Annotated in this window: 15 protein-coding genes; 11 read left to right on the top strand and 4 right to left on the bottom strand. The window is 74.2% G+C overall.

Annotation, left to right across the window (positions count from 1 at the left end):
* Nucleotide 1: 1 nt before the first annotated feature.
* Complete coding sequence (locus tag ACFV4G_RS00935) at nucleotides 2-2,236, top strand: pyridoxal-phosphate dependent enzyme (protein WP_380435268.1); 2,235 nt, start codon at nucleotides 2-4, stop codon at nucleotides 2,234-2,236.
* Between the two features lie 7 nt (nucleotides 2,237-2,243).
* Here the strand turns inward: ACFV4G_RS00935 and ACFV4G_RS00930 are convergent, their stop codons facing one another.
* The 4 genes from ACFV4G_RS00930 to ACFV4G_RS00915 all read right to left on the bottom strand — a co-directional run bounded on the left by ACFV4G_RS00930 (nucleotide 2,244) and on the right by ACFV4G_RS00915 (nucleotide 4,157).
* Nucleotides 2,244-3,026: a thioesterase II family protein gene (locus ACFV4G_RS00930; RefSeq protein WP_380435267.1), complete on the bottom strand. Its 783-nt coding sequence runs from the start codon at nucleotides 3,024-3,026 to the stop codon at nucleotides 2,244-2,246.
* Nucleotides 3,026-3,670 (bottom strand): LuxR C-terminal-related transcriptional regulator, encoded by a 645-nt coding sequence (locus ACFV4G_RS00925; RefSeq protein ID WP_380435266.1) that lies wholly within the window; start codon nucleotides 3,668-3,670, stop codon nucleotides 3,026-3,028. The genes ACFV4G_RS00930 and ACFV4G_RS00925 overlap by 1 nt, the downstream gene beginning before the upstream one ends.
* Nucleotides 3,671-3,753: 83 nt before the next feature.
* The gene (locus ACFV4G_RS00920) at nucleotides 3,754-3,966 is read right to left on the bottom strand and encodes a response regulator transcription factor (protein WP_380435265.1); all 213 of its coding nucleotides are present in this window, start codon (nucleotides 3,964-3,966) and stop codon (nucleotides 3,754-3,756) included.
* Between the two features lie 5 nt (nucleotides 3,967-3,971).
* Nucleotides 3,972-4,157 carry a hypothetical protein gene (locus ACFV4G_RS00915; RefSeq protein ID WP_380435264.1) on the bottom strand — a complete coding sequence of 62 codons (186 nt, stop codon included), beginning with the start codon at nucleotides 4,155-4,157 and terminating at the stop codon, nucleotides 3,972-3,974.
* A gap of 161 nt (nucleotides 4,158-4,318) precedes the next feature.
* Here ACFV4G_RS00915 and ACFV4G_RS00910 point away from each other — a divergent pair, with 161 nt between their 5' ends.
* The 10 genes from ACFV4G_RS00910 (at nucleotide 4,319) to ACFV4G_RS00865 (ending at nucleotide 12,877) form a co-directional block, all read left to right on the top strand.
* Nucleotides 4,319-5,362 (top strand): LuxR C-terminal-related transcriptional regulator, encoded by a 1,044-nt coding sequence (locus ACFV4G_RS00910; RefSeq protein ID WP_380435263.1) that lies wholly within the window; start codon nucleotides 4,319-4,321, stop codon nucleotides 5,360-5,362.
* A gap of 79 nt (nucleotides 5,363-5,441) precedes the next feature.
* Nucleotides 5,442-5,879: a hypothetical protein gene (locus ACFV4G_RS00905; RefSeq protein ID WP_380435262.1), complete on the top strand. Its 438-nt coding sequence runs from the start codon at nucleotides 5,442-5,444 to the stop codon at nucleotides 5,877-5,879.
* A 91-nt stretch (nucleotides 5,880-5,970) separates the two neighbouring features.
* Entirely contained in the window at nucleotides 5,971-6,351 is a 381-nt protein-coding gene (locus ACFV4G_RS00900; protein ID WP_380435261.1) for a cupin domain-containing protein, read from the top strand.
* Between the two features lie 111 nt (nucleotides 6,352-6,462).
* Nucleotides 6,463-6,828 carry a DUF488 domain-containing protein gene (locus ACFV4G_RS00895; protein WP_380435260.1) on the top strand — a complete coding sequence of 122 codons (366 nt, stop codon included), beginning with the start codon at nucleotides 6,463-6,465 and terminating at the stop codon, nucleotides 6,826-6,828.
* A 145-nt stretch (nucleotides 6,829-6,973) separates the two neighbouring features.
* Nucleotides 6,974-7,798, top strand: a complete 825-nt coding sequence (locus ACFV4G_RS00890) for a ferritin-like domain-containing protein (protein WP_380435259.1) — start codon at nucleotides 6,974-6,976, stop codon at nucleotides 7,796-7,798.
* Nucleotides 7,795-8,610 (top strand): ferritin-like domain-containing protein, encoded by an 816-nt coding sequence (locus ACFV4G_RS00885; protein ID WP_380435258.1) that lies wholly within the window; start codon nucleotides 7,795-7,797, stop codon nucleotides 8,608-8,610. Before ACFV4G_RS00890 ends, ACFV4G_RS00885 begins: the two co-directional genes overlap by 4 nt.
* An 87-nt stretch (nucleotides 8,611-8,697) precedes the next feature.
* Nucleotides 8,698-9,177, top strand: a complete 480-nt coding sequence (locus ACFV4G_RS00880) for a cupredoxin family copper-binding protein (protein ID WP_380435257.1) — start codon at nucleotides 8,698-8,700, stop codon at nucleotides 9,175-9,177.
* Nucleotides 9,178-9,183: 6 nt separating this feature from the next.
* Nucleotides 9,184-9,624, top strand: coding sequence for a hypothetical protein (locus ACFV4G_RS00875; RefSeq protein WP_380435256.1), 441 nt, complete (start codon nucleotides 9,184-9,186; stop codon nucleotides 9,622-9,624).
* Between the two features lie 373 nt (nucleotides 9,625-9,997).
* Complete coding sequence (locus ACFV4G_RS00870) at nucleotides 9,998-11,689, top strand: hydrogenase maturation protein (RefSeq protein ID WP_380435255.1); 1,692 nt, start codon at nucleotides 9,998-10,000, stop codon at nucleotides 11,687-11,689.
* Nucleotides 11,690-11,821: 132 nt separating this feature from the next.
* On the top strand, nucleotides 11,822-12,877 hold the full coding sequence (locus ACFV4G_RS00865) for a hydrogenase expression protein HypE (protein WP_380435254.1): 1,056 nt from the start codon (nucleotides 11,822-11,824) through the stop codon (nucleotides 12,875-12,877).
* Nucleotides 12,878-12,980 lie beyond the last annotated feature (103 nt).

The raw sequence follows: 12,980 nt of genomic DNA, 5'->3' as shown, positions 1-12,980 counted from the left end.
CATGCGGCAGGAATCGGTCATCGACGGCATCGGCCACACCCCGGCGGTGCGGCTGCGGGTGGACGCCCCGGACGGCGTCGAGGTCTTCGCCAAACTGGAGATGCAGAACCTCTTCGCGATGAAGGACCGGGTGGCCCGGCAGGTGATCCTCGAAGCCCGGCGCACCGGCGCGCTGGCCGAGGGCGGGCCGATCGTGGAGAGCTCCTCGGGCACGATGGCGCTCGGGGTGGCCCTGGTCGGCACCTACCTCGGCCATCCCGTGCACATCGTCACCGATCCGCGCATCGACCCCGTCACGCTGGCCAAGCTGCGCACCCTGGGCTGCGAGGTCCACGTCGTGGAGACGATGACCGGCCAGGGCTGGCAGAGCGCCCGGCTGGAGCGCCTGGCCGAGCTGATGGCCGGCCTGCCCGGCGCGTTCTGGCCGCGCCAGTACAGCAATCCGCAGAACCCCGCCGCCTACCGCGGCCTGGCCGGCGAACTGCTCGCCGACCTGGGGACGGTGGACGTCCTGGTGGGGGCGGTGGGCAGCGGCGGCTCGCTCTGCGGGACGTCGAGGGCGCTGCTGGAACGCCTGCCCGGCGTCGCGGTGGTGGGCGTGGACTGCGTGGGCAGCGTGCTCTTCGGCCAGCCGGACCGCCCGACCCGCCGGCAGGGCGGGCTCGGCAACAGCCTCTTCCCGGACAACATCGACTACCGCGTCTTCGACGAGGTGCACTGGCTCTCCGACGACGAGGCCTTCGACGCCACCCGCCGGCTCGCCCGGGAGCAGAAGATCTTCGGCGGGAACACCTCGGGCTCGGTCTACCGGGTCCTCACCCACCTCGCGGCCCGCGCCGAGCCGGGCACCCGGCTGGTCGGGATCATGCCGGACCGCGGCGACCGCTACGTGGACAGCGTCTACGCCGACAGCGCCCCCGGGGGTGCCGTCGCCGAGGCCCCCGAGGAGGTGGAGTACGGCGCCACGGTAGCGAGTTGGTCGTTCGCCCGGATCCCCCGCCGGGACCGGCGGCTGCTGCTCTTCGTCGAGTCCAACACCACCGGCACCGGGATGATCGCACTGCGGACCGCCGTCCGGCTGGCCCTGGAACCGGTGCTGTTCACCAAGGACGCGGCGCGCTACCCGGACCTGCCCGCCACCGGCTGCCGGGTCGAGGTCTGCGACACCGACGACGAGGCCGCGCTGGACGAGGCCGTCGCCCGGGTGAGCGCCGGACGCCGGGTGGCGGGCGTCACGACGACCAGCGAGTTCTACCTGGAGCACACCGCCCGGGCCGCCGTCGCCCTGGGCACGCCCGGCAACCCGCCGGAGGCGATGGCCCGCTGCCGCGACAAGGCCCTGACCCGCGCCGCGCTGCACGAGGCCGGGGTGCACCAGCCCGGGTTCGCGGTCGTCACCGACCCGGACGGCGCCGCGGCCGCCGTCGCGGCCGTGGGGCTGCCCTGCGTCGTCAAACCGGTCGGGGAGTCCGGCTCGCAGTCCGTGCTGTGGTGCGAGGACGCCGCCACGGCCGTCGCGCACGCCACCGGGCTGCTCGCCGTCACCCACAACGTCCGCGGCCAGCGGACGGCGGGCGCGGTGCTGGTCGAACAGTACCTGGACGGGCCCGAGTTCAGCGCGGAGATGTTCGGCGTGGACGGCGAGGCGCGCTGCGTCGGCGTCACCCAGCGCACCGTCAGCCCGCTGCCGCACTTCGTCGAGACCGGTCACCTCTTCCCGGCCGACGTCGACGACGCGCTGGCGGGACGGATCGCCGACACCGCCCGGCAGGCCCTGAAGGCCCTCGGCTTCGAGCGCGGCCCGGCCCACGTCGAGCTCCGGCTGACCGCCGACGGCCCGGCCGTCATCGAGGTCAACGGGCGGCTGGCCGGCGGCATGATCCCGGAGCTGATCCGCCCGGCCACCGGGATCGACCTGCTGGAGCAGCAGATCCGCGCCGCCGCCGGCCTGCCGCTGAACCTGTCGGCCGGCCACGCGCGCCGGGCCGGCCTGCGGTTCCTGACCGCGCCGAGGCCGGGCCGGCTGACCGGCGTGGACGGGGTCGCGCGGGCCGGGCGGGTGCCGGGCGTGGAGCGGGTCGTGGTGAGCGGGACGCCGGGGCGCGAGGTCCGGCCGCCGCAGAGCGCCTACGACCGGCTGGGCCACGTCATCGCGGTCGGTTCCTCACCGGAGGAGGTCGGACGCGCGCTGACCGAGGCGACCGGACTGATCGAGGTGGCCGTCGAGGAGAGGTGACGGTCCGTCACATCGCCTCCGGCGCGGGCCGTCCGTGGAGCTCGGCCGCCATCCGGCCGAGCATCCGGTCCATCTCCTCCCGGAGGAAGAAGTGTCCGCCGGGATGGACGTGGAGGGCGAACGATGCCGACGTGTGATCGGCCCAGCCCGCGGTCGGCTCCACCGGGACGACCCGGTCGTCCCGGCCGGCGAACGCCGTGATGGGGCAGGAGACCCGGCTCCCGGCCGGCGCCCGCCACCGTTCGAACAGGGTCAGGTCGGCCCGGATCACCGGTAGCATGAGTTCCATCAGCTCGGCGTTGGCGAGGATCCCGGGAGGCGTGCCGCCCATCGCGGACAGCTCCGCCAGGAGCTCGGCGTCCGGCAGTGCGTGCAGCGGCCTCGGCTCGGCGGCCGAGGCCGGCAGGGCCCCGGAGACGAAGAGCCGGGCGGGCGGGGTGGCCCCCGGCCGCCGCTCCAGCTCCTCGGCCACGGCGTACGCGATCTTCGCGCCCATGCTGTGCCCGAGGATCGCGTAGGGCCCGCTCTCCCGCCGGAGGACCTCCTCGCACAGCGCGTCCACCACGGCGGCCATGTCGGTCAGCGGGGGATCGAGCAACCGGGTGCCGTGGCCCGGCAGTTCGACCGGGACGACCTCGACGGAGAGCGGCCGGGCGGCCGCCGTCCACGGGCGGAAGAACTGTGCCGCCCCGCCGGCGAAGGGGAGGCAGTAGAGGCGGGGCGAACCCGTTGTCGTCGTCCTGGTCCAGGGCAGCCAGCGGGCGCCGTGGTCGCGGTTCTGTCGCAGCATCAGATGACACCGTTCTGGTGGGCGAACACGGCGGCCTGGAGGCGGTCCCGGAGGCCGAGTTTCCTGAGCAGCTGGGAGACGTGGAACTTGACCGTCGACTGCACGATGCAGAGCCGCTTGGAGATCTCGGCGTTGGACATCCCGTTCGCCAGCAGCGCCAGGATCTCGCGTTCGCGGAAGGTGAGGAGGTTGAGCCCGAGCGCCGGGAACAGCGCGGGCCGTCTGTCGCGCACCCAGCTCAGGAGCAGGGCCGCGATGTCGGGGGAGAGGAAGGAGTGGCCGGCGGCCATGGCCCTGATCGCCTGGGGGAAGTCCTCCGCCAGGGTGTTCCGGGTGACGATCCCGGTCGCGCCGGCCAGGACGGACTCCAGGACGGCGTCGTCCTCGGCCGGTGTCATGAGCAGCGTGCGGGGGGCCGGCCGGCGCGGCCCCTGGAGGTCGCGGACGAGCTCGATGCCCGTCATGTCCGCGAGTTCGTAGTCGGCCACGACGACGGCGGGGTTCAGCTCCCGGGCCAGCGCGCTGGCGGTGCTCCCGTCCGCGGTCTCGCCGACCACCCGGAAGTCCGGCTCGGCCACGAGGGCCGAGGAGAGTCCGCTGCGCATCAGCGGCTGGCCCGCACAAATCAGGATCGGTATCTCCATCGGTCCGTGACATCCCCTTTCTCCGGAGTGGTCCTCCCGGCCCGCCGGCGTCCCGCCGGTCGGTGCTTCGGATGCGGACCGGATCAGCCCGTACCGGGCCCGGCGGGCCCGGCGGTGTCGAGCCCGAGGGCGATGGCCAGCAGCTGCGTGCGGCTGCTCGCTCCGCTCTTGGCCCGCATGTTGCGGATGTGGGTCTCGACGGTGTGGTGGCTCAGGTGCAGCAGGCGGCCGATCGCCCGCGACGTGTGGCCGTGCGCGAGGTGGTCGAGGATCTCCCTCTCCCGCGTCGTGAACAAGGGGTTCAGCCTCCCCAGGAGGTGTCGTTGCAGCGGGTGCGCGGCGGGCAGGTGAACGGGGCGGACGGCGTGGGGCCGCCGCGCTGGGCGGTCGTGGTGTGGCTGTCGTGGGCGCGTGCCGAGGCCGTCGGCGGGAGCCAGGCGGCGACGGCGGCGAGGAGCGCCACGGTGGTGAGGACGATGCGCTTCATGGGGTGTCTCCCGTGGTTCGTTGGTATTCGCCCCATCCGCTGAAGGGGCGGTGGCCTCACTCTGGCGGGCATCGAAGATCGCCGACATGCTTGGAGCCGTTCATCAACGTGCCTGGCAACAAAGGGGTGTGGGTGTAAACATGGACAAAAGTGATCACGATGTGACAGGGCGTCGGGCCGAACCAGGTCAGGGGCAGGAATCCGACCTGTCCGTCTACGCATGGTTCGCGGAGAACCGGTTCGCCGGGGCCCACGATCCGGTGGTCGTCGCGCAGGCGACGGGACTGGCCCCGTCCGGAGTGACGGCCGCGGTCGAGAGACTCCTCGACACGGGACTGCTGGCGCCGGCCGGCGCCCGGCAGGACGCGCTGCGGGTGGTGTCCCCCGACGCGGCCTTCTTCCGGCGCGCCGCGCCCGTCGAGGCGGAGATCCGGCAGCGCCAGGACGACATCGCCCGAATGCGCAGCCGGTACGACGAGTTCTCCACGCTCTTCCCGGAGAGCCGGGAGACCGGCGCGGGCATCGAGGTGATCCCCACGCTCGCGGAGGTGCGCTTCCTGCTCAACCGGCTGGGCGAGCAGTGCACCACCGAAGTGGTCTCCTGCCAGCCCGGCGGCGGCGCCCGGCTCCCCGAGGCGATGTCCGAGGCCCTCGTGCGCGACCGGGCGATGCTGGAGCGCGGCGTGCGCATCCGCACCCTCTACCACCACACCGCCCGCTTCAACGGCCCCAGCCAGGCCTACGTCGCCGCCGCCTCCGCCCTGGGCGCCGAGTACCGCACCACGCACGAACTGGCCGGGCGGGTCATCATCATGGACCGCGAGACCGCCTTCCTCCCCTCCACCGGCCCGGGCCTCGGGGCCACGGTCATCCGCGAACCGTCGACCGTCGCCTACCTGTACGAGATGTTCGAACTCACCTGGGGCCAGGCCACCCCGTTCCAGGAGTCGACCGGACGCGAGATGGAGGCCGTCGCCCGGGAGATGCACGGCACGATCCTGCGCCTGCTCGCCGACGGGATGAAGGACGAGGCGATCGCGCGCCGGCTGGGCATGTCGCTGCGCACCGCGCGCCGGCACATCGCCGAGATCCTGGAGCGGCTCGGCGCCGACAGCCGCTTCCAGGCGGGCGTCGCCGCCAGCCGGGCGGGCCTGCTGGACACCCGGGAGCCGGATACCCGAGGGCCGGATACCCGAAAACCGTGATGCCGTCCGACACGCCGATGCACCATGCTTGACATCCCGACATCAGCGGGGTGAGCGGTACCGCCGAAGGAGACGACACGTGGACTGGGAACGCCTGAGCGAGCGCCCGGGGCAGGATCCCTACCTCCAGGAGCTGGCGCTCTTCCTGGACGCCCACTTCGCCCGCACCTTCGGGCTGGTCTGGCCCGAGAACGAGCCCGTCGTTCCACGGGGGACGGGCGGACCGCCGGACACCGTGCTGGCCAGGTACGTCGCCGACGGCCTGACGGCCCTGCTGGGCTGGCGGGTCGAGCACGCCGCCGGCCCCCGGCCGCCCTCCGGCCACCTCCTGGTGATCCAGTCCGCCGGATCGAGCCGCTGGACGCTCCGCTCGCCGGGGGACCCCGCCGCCGAGGTCTCCACCCTGAGCGGCGAGGCCCTGTACGTCCCGCCCGGCTACCGGTCCAGCGCCGTCCACAGCGACGACGCGCGGCACGTCGTCCTCGTCGTCACCGAAGCCGAGGGGGCACAGGCCTAGGGCGACGACGCCCACCTGCCCCCACCGGCGGGCTTCCGTAGAATCCACGGGCGCCCATCCGGCCGCGCCCGCCCGTCCGCAGGAGGAAGCCTTGACGTCCGACCCGCGGCCCGGTGTGCTCACCTGCCTGGACGGCCTGCTCGACCGGGCCCCCGCCGACCGCGGCGGCGCCCTGTGGCGGCTCGCGGAGGAGGGCCGCCAGCTGGACGCGAACGTCATCCGCCTGCTCCCGCACGCCGAGGTCGCCGCCCACGTGGAGCCGGACCTCGACGTCCTCGTCCAGGTCCTGGAGGGCAGTGGCCACCTGGAGACGGCCGGCGGCCGGCAGGTCCTGGCGCCCGGCTGCACGGCCTGGCTGCCGCACGGCGCCCGCCGCGCCGTCTCGGCGGGCCCGGACGGCCTCGTCTACCTCACCGTCCACCGCCGCCGCCCCGGCCTGTCCGTCCGCCCGGCGCCGAAGGACGTCCGGTGAGGGGCTGACGGGCGCGCCGTACGCCCGCGCGGGTGTGCCCCGCTTGTGGACGGGCGTGGTCGCGGGTTCTCGTGGAAACCGGTGTCCGGACAGAACCGGGAGGGTCCCGTCATGGCCGCACGAGTCGCCTACCGGCGGATCTACGAGGAGTCCTCGCCCCAGGACGGCCGGCGGGTGCTCGTCGACCGGGTCTGGCCGCGCGGGATGACGAAGGAGGACGCGCACCTCGACGAGTGGCTGCGGGACGTCGCCCCGTCGACCGGCCTGCGCCGCTGGTACGGGCACGAGCCGAGCCGGTTCGCCGAGTTCCGCCGCCGCTACCGCGCCGAGCTGCGCGACACGGAGCACCGGGAGGCGGCCGGGCACCTGCGCGACCTCGCCGCCGGGGGCGGTCTCACGCTCCTGACCGCGACCCGGGACGTCGACCACAGCCAGGCCGCCGTCCTCGCCGAGTGGCTCGGCGGCACGCGGCGATGACCGTCAACCGCGCTCCTTCGCCCCCACCCGCACGAAGGAAAAGACGGGCCAAACGGGGCGTTGAACCGAGCCGCGGCCGCGCTCGTACCGAAGGGCAGGGGAAAGCGGTCCGGCATCCGGCCGGGTCGCCGGACCGAGACGGGACATGATGGCCGACGAGCGCATCGACACCCGACTGCTGGACGAACTCACCGAGCAGTCACAGGACTTGAACAGCGACGCGATGCGGATCACCCGCGGCGCGCTGAGCGGCTTCGCGGAGGCCGCCGGGCCGTCGCGGCCGTGGTGGCGGGGCGGCGCGCTCGCCGCCCTGGTGGGCGGGGCGGGCCTGCTCGGCACGGCCCGGGCGGCGGCGGACTCGCCGTCGCCGTCGCCGTCGGGATCCGCCTCCGGCACCGTGACGGCGGACGACATCCGCGCGCTCCAGACCGCCGCGGCGCTGGAGAACCTGGCGGTGAGCGTCTACCAGACGGCCGCCGGCCTGCCGTTCATCAAGGACGGCAACAAGACGGTGGCCGCGTTCATCGCCAAGACCACCGAGCAGCACCAGGCGCACGCCCAGGCGTTCAACGCCGCCGCGACCGCCGGCGGCGGCAAGGCGCAGACCGGCCCGGACCCGAAGTACAAGGCGGTGGTCGACCAGACGCTGCCCACCATCAAGACGCCGGCCGACGTGGTGAAGCTCGCGATCACGCTGGAGGACGTCGCCGCCCAGACGTACACCAAGAACGTCGGCCAGGTGTCCAGCGCCGACCTGCGCAAGCTCTTCGCCTCCGTCGCCCCGGTGGAGGCGCAGCACCGGGCCGTGCTGCTCGCCGTGCAGGCGCTGCTGGCGGGCAACGCCGCCGATCTGATCACGATCCCGGTGGACCCGGCGAAGCTGCCCGCCGCGGCCGGCAGCGTGGGCTTCCCGGACGCCTTCTACAAGACCGACAACGCCTCCCCGATCACCGAAGGGGCCGTCCAGTGACCGCCGACCGCACCTGGGAGCCCGCCCTCGGCGAGGCCGAACTCGCCCGCCTGACCCGGGAGATGGACGAGGCCCACCGGGCCACGCTGCCGCTGATGCGGGCCTCCGCGCGCGACCTCGGGGAAGAGCTCCGCGCCTCGGTCCCGGCCGATCCTGGCCGGCGCCGGTTCCTGCTCGGCGCGGGCGGCGTGGCCGCGGCCCTCACGCTGGCGGCGTGCTCCGGCAGCAAGAGCGTCAAGGACCCGGCGCCGACCAGTCCGGCCGGCTCGGCCAGTGCGGTGTCCGGCTCGCCGTCGGCGTCCGGCGGCTACACCGGGGACCTGCGGGTCGTCGCGCTGGCCGTCGCGCTGGAGAACCAGGCGGTCGGCGCCTACAAGGCCGCGCTGGACGCCGCGGGCGCGGGCAAGCTCGGCACGGTGCCGCCGGCGGTCGCGACGTTCGTGACCACCGCGATGAACCAGCACGCCGACCACGCCAAGGCCTGGAACGCCGTCCTCACGGGCGCCGGACTGGCCGCGATCAACGACGTGCCGCTGTCCAACCAGGCGGACACGATGGCGGCCCTCGGCAAGGCGGCCTCGGTCGGGGACGTGGCCAAACTCGCGCTCGAACTGGAGGACCAGGCCGCCCAGACCTACCTCTTCGCGACGTACAACGTGACCGGTGCGGCCGGGATCGCGACGGCCGCGAGCATCGCCCCCCTCGAGGCCATGCACGCGGCGATCCAGAACTACGTGCTCGGCCAGTACCCCGTGCCCGACGACTTCCTGCCCACCGACAAGGCCGCCAACCCGGACCTGCTGACCGTCTGACGACACCACGAGCCGGCGCGCGCTCACCCGACACCCCGGGCGCGCGCCCCACCCCTCCACCCGACCCACCCGAAACGGAGCCCGTACGTGACCAGAACCCGGCCCCTCCTGGCTGCTGCCGCCGCCCTGCTGCTCTCCGTGGGTCTCGCGGCCTGCTCCAGCTCCAGCAAGCCCGCGAACACCACCACCAGCGCGGCGAGTTCCCCGGCCGCCAGTGCCAGTGCCAGTGCCACCGTGACCGCGAGCGCCACCGCGACCGCGACCGCCAGTGCCACCGCGTCTGCCTCCGCCGCCACGCCCGCACCCAGCAGCACCGGCGCGCTCCAGGTCACGATCAAGAACTTCGCGTTCGCGCCGGCCTCCCTCACCGTGAAGCCCGGTCAGACCGTCACGGTCGTCAACCAGGACTCCACCACCCACACGCTGACCGCCTCCGACAAGTCCTTCGACACCGGGAACATCGCCCCGGGGGCGTCCGCGACCTTCACCGCGCCGCAGCAGACGGGCGACCACCCGTACATCTGCACCATCCACCCGTTCATGCACGGCACCCTCACCGTTGGCTGATGCACCATGGACACCCCCGCACCCGGCCGCCGCCGCGGCCGGAGCCTCACCCACCTCGTCCTGCGCCTCGCGGCGGCGGCCGGACTCGCGATCGACGCGGCCGTCCACGCCCGGCTGGCCGACCAGTACGACGCCATCGGCGACTCGCTCAGCCAGGGCACCCTGTTCCGCCTGGAGTCCGCGGCCGCGAGCCTCGCCGCACTGCTCCTGCTCCTGTGGCGGCACCGCACCGGCGACCTCTTCGCGTGGGCCGTCGCCGCCTCCGGGCTCGGTGCGCTGCTGCTCTACCGCTACGTGGACGTCGGCGCCATCGGCCCGCTGCCGAACATGTACGAGCCCGTGTGGTTCACCGACAAGACGCTCGCCGCCTGGGCCGAGGGGGTCGCCACGGCGGCCCTCACCGTGCTGCTGCTGGACCGCCGACGACGCCGCCCCCGCCCCCGGTAGTGAGGGCCGGGCCCCCCGCCGGCGCGCGCTTCGGAGGCGCCCCGCCGCGCCCCAGTGCGCCCTGCCCGCCTCCGCACGCCGTTGTGGGCCGGGCCGACCGCGATGAGGCTTCTTGTCCGTACACGTTGTCTGTACATGTTCATGAGGCCCGTCCACGGAGGTGCGCACCCGTCACTAGCCCCGCAATCAGCCGACCAGTGGCCCGCCCCACCTCCCCGGGGGTGGGCCACCTCCACGTCGGCCGGGCGGCCGCGGCGGCGACGGCGGCGGTGCGGGTGAACGGGCGGCGCGGCGGCGGGCGCGCGGCCGGGGGCGGACGGGGCCGGGGCGATGATCGCCGGGTTCCCGGACGCTCACCCCACCGGAGGCGGATATGCGGATCCTGCTCCTCGCCAGCGCGTTCAACAGCCTCAGCCAGCGGCTCCACGCCGAACTGCGCGACCGCCGCCACACCGTGGACGTCCACCTCGCCGGGGACGACGACGACCTGCGCGCCGCCGTTCGGCGCCTGCGGCCCGATCTGGTCCTCGCGCCCATGCTGCGCACCGCCGTCCCGCCGGACGTCTGGTCGGAGACCACCTGCCTGATCGTCCATCCGGGCCCGCCGGGCGACCGCGGCCCGTCCTCGCTCGACCGGGCGGTCCAGGAGGGCGTCACCGAGTGGGGCGTCACGGTGCTCCAGGCCGAGGCCGAGATGGACGCCGGGCCGGTCTGGGCCTGGGCGCCGTGCCGCCTGCCCGCGCGCGGCAAGAGCGACCTGTACCGCAACGAGGTCTCCGACGCGGCCGTGGCCGCCGCGCTGCTCGCCGTCGAACGCGTCGCCTCCGGCACGTACGCGCCGCAGCCGCAGCACGGGCCCGGCTGGCGGGCGCCGGTGCGCACCCGGCCCGTCCTGCGCCAGGAGGAGCGCCGGATCGACTGGGCGGGCGACTCCACCGAGGAGGTGCTGCGCCGGCTCCGCGCCGCGGACTCGCAGCCCGGCGTGCTCGACGAGCTGTGCGGCGGCGAGTGGTACCTGCACGGCGGACACCCCGAGCCGGAGCTGCGCGGCCGTCCCGGCGACCTCCTCGCGACCCGGGCCGGGGCGGTGTGCCGGGCTACTCCGGACGGCGCAGTGTGGATCCCCGAACTCCGCCGGCGGCGCACACCCGGCGGGCCCGCGACCTTCAAGCTCCCGGCCGTGACGGCGCTCGGCGCCCTGCTGCCCGCGCTGCCCGAGGTGCCGGCGCCGCTGATGCCGGGCGGGGACGACGAGCCCGCCTGGTCGGACATCGGCTACCGCGAGGAAGGCCCGGTGGGCTTCCTGCGCTTCTCCTTCCCCGGCGGCGCGATGTCCGCCGAGCACTGCCGCCGCCTGCGGGAGGCGTACCGCTTCGCGCTCGGGCGGCCGACCTCGGTGCTGGTGCTGGGCGGCGGCCGGGACTTCTTCTCCAACGGCATCCACCTCAACGTCATCGAGGCCGCCCCGGACCCGGCCGCCGAGTCCTGGGCGAACATCACCGCGATGGACGACCTCGTGGCCGAGGTGCTCACCACCACCGACCGCCTGGTGGTCGCCGCCGTCGCGGGCAACGCGGCGGCCGGCGGCCTGATGCTCGCCCTGGCGGCGGACGAGGTGTGGTGCCGCGGCGGATCCGTCCTCAACCCGCACTACCGGCTGATGGGCCTGCACGGGTCGGAGTACTGGACGTACACCCTCCCCCGCCGGGTGGGCGCCCCCGAGGCCGAGCGGCTGACCCGCCAGGCGCTCCCGCTGTCCGCGGCGATGGCCGAGCGGGCCGGCCTGGTCGACCGCGTACTCGCCTGCGGCCCGCAGGAGTTCGGGCCGACCGCGGCCCACCTGGCCGGGCTGCTCGCCGCCTCGCCGGGCACGCAGCGCCGGATCGCCGAGAAGAAGGCCGTCCGCGAGGCCGACGAGCGGAAGAAGCCGCTGGCCGCCTACCGGGCCGAGGAGCTCGCGGTGATGCACCGGCAGTTCTTCACACCCGAATCGCCGTACCACGCGCTGCGCTCCGTGTTCGTCCGCAAGCGCCCCGCGCCCGAGGGCCCCCTCGCCCGGACGTGACCCGAACGGCCCAGCCGGCTTGCGTCCACCGGGCGACCCGCACGGCTCTCCGGACCGGCGTTCGATCCGAACGGTTGCTATGACTGTCTTTGAGCCATTTCGTCCGGCTCCCATCCCCGAGGAGGCATCCTCATGGGTGCTGCAACAGCTGCATCAACCGACACCGACGTGGTGCACATTCTCTGGATCAACGCGGGCCTCAGCTGCGACGGCGACTCCGTCTCGCTGACCGCCGCGATGCAGCCGAGCATCGAGGAGATCGTCACCGGCGCGCTGCCCGGCCTGCCCAGGGTCGCGGTGCACTGGCCGCTGATCGACTTCGAGTGCGGCCCGGTCCAGGGCGCGGACAACTTCGTCGAGTGGTTCTTCAAGGCCGAGCGCGGCGAGATCGAGCCGTTCGTGCTGGTCGTCGAGGGGTCCATCCCCAACGAGAAGATCAAGAAGGAGGGCTACTGGTGCGGCTTCGGCGACGACCCCGCGACCGGCCAGCCCATCACCACCAGTGAGTGGCTGGACCGGCTCGCCCCCAAGGCGACCGCGGTGGTGGCCATCGGCACGTGCGCCACGTACGGCGGCATCCACGCGATGGCCGGCAACCCGACCGGCGCCATGGGCGTGCCGGACTACCTCGGCTGGGACTGGAAGTCCAAGGCCGGGCTGCCGATCGTCTGCGTGCCGGGCTGCCCGATCCAGCCCGACAACTTCGCGGAGACCCTCACCTACCTGCTCTACCAGCTGGCCGGCTCCGCGCCGATGATCCCGCTCGACGACAAGCTGCGGCCCGCCTGGCTGTTCGGCGCCACCGTGCACGAGGGCTGCGACCGCGGCGGCTACTACGAACAGGGCCAGTTCGCCACCGACTACGGCACGCCCGAGTGCCTGGTGCGGCTCGGCTGCTGGGGACCGGTCGTCAAGTGCAACGTCGCCAAGCGCGGCTGGATCAACGGCGTCGGCGGCTGTCCGAACGTCGGCGGGATCTGCATCGCCTGCACGATGCCGGGCTTCCCGGACAAGTTCATGCCCTTCATGGACCCGCCGCCCGGCTCGCGCGTCTCCACCGGCGCCAGCGGCGTGTACGGGACGGTGATCCGCCGGCTGCGCGCGATCACGCAGAGCACCGTCGACAAGGAACCGAAGTGGCGCCACACAGGCCGCCACCTGACCACCGGTTACCGCCCGCCCTGGTGACGCCGGAGGGGGGCGGCCGCCCCCCCCCCGGCGCCGGGCGGCCCGCGGCCCCCCCCCCCCCCCCCCCCCCCCCCCCCCCCCCCCACCCCCGACCCCCCCCAAC

Source organism: Kitasatospora sp. NPDC059747 (assembly GCF_042732955.1).
Taxonomy (GTDB): Bacteria; Actinomycetota; Actinomycetes; order Streptomycetales; family Streptomycetaceae; genus Kitasatospora.
Note: the sequence above shows the minus strand (reverse complement) of the source record. Positions and strands in the feature narration are given on the sequence as shown.

What these genes read in the sequence shown, in the direction of transcription:
- ACFV4G_RS00915 (WP_380435264.1), bottom strand. Translation starts at nt 4,157, where the DNA reads ATGAAGCGCATCGTCCTCACCACCGTGGCGCTCCTCGCCGCCGTCGCC.
- ACFV4G_RS00925 (WP_380435266.1), bottom strand. Translation starts at nt 3,670, where the DNA reads ATGGAGATACCGATCCTGATTTGTGCGGGCCAGCCGCTGATGCGCAGC.
- ACFV4G_RS00930 (WP_380435267.1), bottom strand. Translation starts at nt 3,026, where the DNA reads ATGCTGCGACAGAACCGCGACCACGGCGCCCGCTGGCTGCCCTGGACC.
- ACFV4G_RS00890 (WP_380435259.1), top strand. Translation starts at nt 6,974, where the DNA reads ATGATGGCCGACGAGCGCATCGACACCCGACTGCTGGACGAACTCACC.
- ACFV4G_RS00875 (WP_380435256.1), top strand. Translation starts at nt 9,184, where the DNA reads ATGGACACCCCCGCACCCGGCCGCCGCCGCGGCCGGAGCCTCACCCAC.
- ACFV4G_RS00870 (WP_380435255.1), top strand. Translation starts at nt 9,998, where the DNA reads ATGCGGATCCTGCTCCTCGCCAGCGCGTTCAACAGCCTCAGCCAGCGG.
- ACFV4G_RS00865 (WP_380435254.1), top strand. Translation starts at nt 11,822, where the DNA reads ATGGGTGCTGCAACAGCTGCATCAACCGACACCGACGTGGTGCACATT.
- ACFV4G_RS00895 (WP_380435260.1), top strand. Translation starts at nt 6,463, where the DNA reads ATGGCCGCACGAGTCGCCTACCGGCGGATCTACGAGGAGTCCTCGCCC.
- ACFV4G_RS00935 (WP_380435268.1), top strand. Translation starts at nt 2, where the DNA reads ATGCGGCAGGAATCGGTCATCGACGGCATCGGCCACACCCCGGCGGTG.